Origin of the sequence: Methylibium sp. T29, assembly GCF_000576205.1 — a bacterium.
Classification (GTDB): domain Bacteria; phylum Pseudomonadota; class Gammaproteobacteria; order Burkholderiales; family Burkholderiaceae_C; genus Methylibium; species Methylibium petroleiphilum.
The window spans coordinates 1-4,654 of record NZ_AZND01000248.1; the positions used below are offsets into that span (position 1 = coordinate 1).

Here is a 4,654-nt window from a genome sequence, read left to right on the forward strand (position 1 = left end):
GCTTACCGGGAGACTTGGGATCCCAATCGGGTCTTTCCTTCTGCTCGACCAGCGTGACGATCGGGCCACTCATGCGCTCTGCATCGGCCACAGCACGGTCTCGCAGGGCCTGGCCTGACTCCCCTGGTTCACGGATCCAGATCTGGCCGGCGCCGGTGTAGCGCTCGGCCTCTCCGGTGCGCAGCAGGTCGCGGATCACGACGACGGCGGGGGCGGACATCACCGTTGCCTCCAAGCGCTGCAGGCGCCTCGCAATGGTGGTGACGTTCATAGGACCGACCGCGGGAGACGCTGGCGGGTCAGGTTGGCGACGTAGACCACGCGGCCAGCATCACGGGCCGCACCGATGCGCCGGAGCTTGCCCTCGAAGTCGTCATCCGGCCGGATCACGAAGCCGAGCGGCATCTTGTCGAGGTTGGTGTCGCGCTCCACACGACGGAGCCGGTTCTGCATGGATTGCAGGTTCATCAGGTTTTCCTTCCACCCTGTCGGGCTTCAACGGCTGCGAGCCGCTCGTCAATCTCTCGCATCAGCACGGTCTGGCCGATCTGCTGGAGCAGGTAGGCAAGCCTTGCAGCGTCCGAGGGCGTGGGCATGGCTCCGGCCTTCTTCCGAGCGCCTCGGTACAGCCGGGCCATCTCCGCTCGGACTGCCTCGGTGCTGTCCAACCGGCCGACGCGGATCCCCACCCGGGGGGAGGTCTCGTCCGGATCCGCGCGTTTGCTCATGCAGCGCCGCCTCCACTACGCACCTGCGCGCGCTGAGCGAGGGCTTGGATGACGGAAATCGACCGACCGAGACCTGTTGATTCAACGAAGGTCTTGTAGTCCCTGCCTGCCTTGACGGATGCCGGCAGAGCATCGAACAGCCGGCGGCCTTCCTGGTTGGCGAGGGCGAGTTGTTCCTCGTAGGGGTTCTAAGCCAGAACCGCCGAAATTTCCGTCATCCCAGCTCCAGCCCCGCCACGAGCGCATCCAGGTCGATCATCTTGCCGTCGCTCTGGAAGGTGTAATGCCCGTTCAGCAGGATGTGCCGCCAGGCCGCCGGCGATATCTGGGTCAGGAGAGCGTGCGCCTTGGCGTTGCCGCTCGCCTCGTACTTCATCAGCAGCCGCGAGAGGATGGCCGAGTTGTAGAAGATGACCGCGTTGGCGATCAGCCTGGCGCACTGGTTGCTGATCTCAATTTCGATGTCGGTGCGCCCGGTCAATTCCTTCTTGCCGCCGACCTGGGCGATGGTTGAGCGTAGCTGGTGATAGGACTCGATGCGGTTCTGTGAGCGGTGAACGTTGCGCTCCAGTTGCGGATCGCGCAGGTAGCGCAGCGTGTAGATGCTGCGGATGAGCTTGTCGAACTCGAACACCGCGCGCCGCGTGGGGTTCGGCGCGGTGTAGGTGCATAGCTTGCGGATCAGCGTGCCCTGCGTCATCTCCTTCAGTCCGAGCGTGGCGACAATCTGGTCGAGGTTCGGCTTCTCGCTGACTATGAGATCGCGGTCGATTCTCCCGGCCGGCCGGATCAGGCACTGATCGTACAGCGCCGGATCGTCGGCACTGTAGAGTTCCTTCAACTGATCGCCAAGGTCGGTGAAGCGCGGCTCGAAACGCAGGCCGAACCAGTGCAGGATAGCGAAGTTGGCCTTGTTGACGCTGTGCATGTCGCCGGTGATCGCGGTCGGCACGATGTCCGACGTGTTGCGATACCAGATGTCGAACACGTGATGGGCCTCGTAATCGTGCGCGCCGATCAGGTAGCCGTTGAGCGGCACGTGGTTGCACAGCAGCGTGTAGGCGACCACGCCCTTGCCGCGCCCAAAGTATTTGCGCGAGTGGCGCGCTTTCACGGTCGGCCGCTCGACGCCGAATTTCTGACCATCGACGGCACCGTACAGTGCATCGAGGTCGAACGAGTAGTACGGGAAGATCGGCAGCGCGGCGATGGCGTTGCTGATGCAGTCGTTGGCCGCGTGCAGCGTTGCGTGGCGCAGGTACTGTTGGTAGGCGCTCTCCAGCACGTGGTACGGGATGTCGCTGGTGCGTGCCATGACCTGGTTGCCGTGGTTCATCGCCTGCGCGATGATGACCGCCATCAGGCTGTCGGCGTCGGCGACCTTCTTCGCATAGCGCGGCTGCAAAGGCGTCAGCGCCGACAGGAACTGGCACTGGCCGTTGACGAAGCGGAACACGTCGGCCACGTCGCAGAACGGCAGTTGCTCGTAGAACGCCTTCTCGCGCGCCTTCTGGTTCTCGCCCTTGGCTTGCGCCATGTCAGCTTCTGCGTGTCCTTGTCGTATTCTAGGTGCGTCAGCTTGCCCTGCTTCAGCTCGCGGTTGAAGGCCAGCCACTGAGCGCGCAGCTCGGTCGCGAGCGCATCGAGCTGGGCATCGAGTGGCTGCCGCAGGAACGGGATGTCGATCTGCGCCAGCACGGCGGCCTTCTCATCCAGCGAAACCAGCTCGTCGGAAAAATGCCGGTGCTGCAAGCTGTCGTCGAGGTAGAGTTCACCCGACTGGAAGCGCTTCCTGACCTGGCGGTACAGCCAGAACTCGTAGCGGTCGGCATGCAGGTCCGTCGGCTTGCCATCGGCATCGAAGGTCAGCAGGTACGGTCGCAAGCGTTTCGGCAGCGTGGCCGCTGGACATTCGGCGAGCGGCCGTTGCGATAGGCGCTGCTGTTTGGCGAACACGTCCTTGGCCCAGGCCAGCGCCACGAGCCACGGGCTGCCCGGATCAGTGCCAGCGAGGTCGAGCGCGACATACAGCGGCCGAAGATGGCGGCGGATGCGCTCAGCCAGGCCGTCCACCGCCTGCCAGTGCAAAGCCAGCTTGCTCACCGGCTTCACGCTCATGCGCTGCGCGGTGGTTTGCAGCGTATCGCGGGGCATGATTTTGTAGGCGCGCTGGCGCACATCGCCGAACGGCGTGGGATCGGGCACGCTGTCGTCGATGTAAAGCGACAGCAGGCGGCCGACCTGCGGTGTGTCTTGCTGACGGCGCACCTGCTCGGCGACAAAGGATTGCTTTGCGCCCGCACTGCTTTCGTCCTCCAACTGCTTCATGTGGTAGGCCATCGCATCGACCAGGTTGTCGGAAAGCTGCCGGTAGCGCACCCAGGCATAGCAAAGCAGGTAGAGGTAGGTCTGATCGGCCTTCAGGTTGCGTAGATCGTGGACGGTGTAGAAGTTCGCCAGGCTGGCGTAGTACAGCAGATTCTGCTGCGAGACGCCGAGCTTGGGCAGCAGCGCCTTGGCGATCCGGTGCAGCGGCTCCAGCGTGGCGCGCTTTTCGCGTTCGCGGGCCATCTGACGCCAGCCAAAGTCCTTGGCGTCCTGCTTGAGCGCCGCCAATTGCGACAGGGTGTCGTCACGCACTAGAAGCCGACCCAGCGCGGCCTTGGCCGATTCGTCCAACACTTCCGACAGCAGGCCAGCCAGCCGCCGACGCTCGGCGGACAGGGCTTCGCTCACCAGCTCTTGCAGGGTGGTATAGCCGGGCCGGATGATCTTGTGCTCGTTTAGCCAGACGATCAGCTCGGCGGCGATGAACCCCGGCATCACGTCGCGCCGCACGGTCTGCGCGGCCTGCTGCGCGAGCTGCGCCAGGAACTCGGCCGCCCACGGCCGGTAGCCGAACAGATCGGCAATCCACTCGCGCTGGGTGTAGTGCTCGTGCTTGGAGATTGGCTTGTGCTCGAAGGACTCGCCGTGGAAGTAGCGGCTCAGCACGAAGGCGCAATCGTGCTCGACCTCACTCCAGTCGAAGCGGAAGAAGGCATGCTTGGCCTTGAAGTAACCGATCTGCAAGATGCAATAGACCTGGGCATGGAGACCAGGCCGGCTGCTGGCGAGCGCCAGTTCGGTTTCAGTCAACGCCAAGTATTCCAGCCGCTGGGCGTCGTCGAAGTCCGGCAGGCCGTACAGGGCTTCCTGCTCGGCGTCCGACAGGACGGTCAATCGTTCGCTCTTGGTCGTCATCGCGATGACGCTCCACGAGAGCCCGTCCAACCAACCCGTGCCAGGGTCTCGATCAGCGTGGTTCGCTTGACGCCGAAGTTGCGGCACACCGCCGCCTTGGACATGCCGCCATCGAGCGCAGCGACGATGGCCTCCAGCTTCTCGCCGGTGATCGCCTGCGGCCGGCCGCCGATCCGGCCGCGTTTGCGGGCGGCAGCCAGACCGGCGACGACACGTTCCTGGATCAAGGCGCGTTCGTACTGCGCGAGCGCGCCGAACACCTGGAACAGAAACTCGCCCGAGGCGTCGTGGTATCCAGGTTCTCCGTCAGCGAGCGGAACGCCACCTGCTTTTTCTTGAGCGAGGTCACGATGGCGAGCAAGTGCGACAACGAACGGCCGAGCCGGTCGAGCTTCCACACGACCAACACGTCGCCAGGGCGAACGAATTCGAGCGCCCGCGCCAGGCCCGCGCGGTCGTCCTTCGCGCCGGAAGCATGATCCTCGAACAGATGCCGCGCATCGACGCCGACGGCGAGCAGCGCATCGCGCTGCAAGTTCGTGCTCTGGCGGTCGGAGTCCGACGACACGCGCATGTAACCTACCAACATAAGCGGAAAACCATTAAGACGAGGTTTCCGTATGGTAGCGTCTGGCGACAGAGTTTTCCGCACAATTTTGCGGCCACTCGGAGGTTGGTGCAGA

General features: G+C 64.1%; 3 protein-coding genes and 2 pseudogenes. All 5 read right to left on the minus strand.

Going from position 1 to position 4,654, the window contains the following annotated elements:
- The coding region (locus x551_RS18620; RefSeq protein WP_036250113.1) for a hypothetical protein at positions 1-271 on the minus strand (271 nt) is incomplete at its 3' end.
- On the minus strand, positions 268-468 hold the full coding sequence (locus x551_RS18625; RefSeq protein ID WP_036234846.1) for a hypothetical protein: 201 nt from the start codon (positions 466-468) through the stop codon (positions 268-270). The genes x551_RS18625 and x551_RS18620, both read right to left, overlap by 4 nt.
- A complete protein-coding gene (locus tag x551_RS18630; protein WP_036234844.1) occupies positions 468-728 on the minus strand; it encodes a hypothetical protein in 261 nt (86 codons plus the stop codon). The genes x551_RS18625 and x551_RS18630 overlap by 1 nt, the downstream gene beginning before the upstream one ends.
- A gap of 214 nt (positions 729-942) precedes the next feature.
- Positions 943-3,971 (minus strand): annotated as a pseudogene (locus tag x551_RS18635) (Tn3 family transposase).
- Positions 3,968-4,560 (minus strand): annotated as a pseudogene (locus x551_RS18640) (recombinase family protein). Before x551_RS18640 ends, x551_RS18635 begins: the two co-directional pseudogenes overlap by 4 nt.
- Positions 4,561-4,654: the final 94 nt, after the last annotated feature.

Coding starts and splice junctions, on each gene's coding strand:
- x551_RS18625 (WP_036234846.1), bottom strand. CDS start 468: ATGAACCTGCAATCCATGCAGAACCGGCTCCGTCGTGTGGAGCGCGAC.
- x551_RS18630 (WP_036234844.1), bottom strand. CDS start 728: ATGAGCAAACGCGCGGATCCGGACGAGACCTCCCCCCGGGTGGGGATC.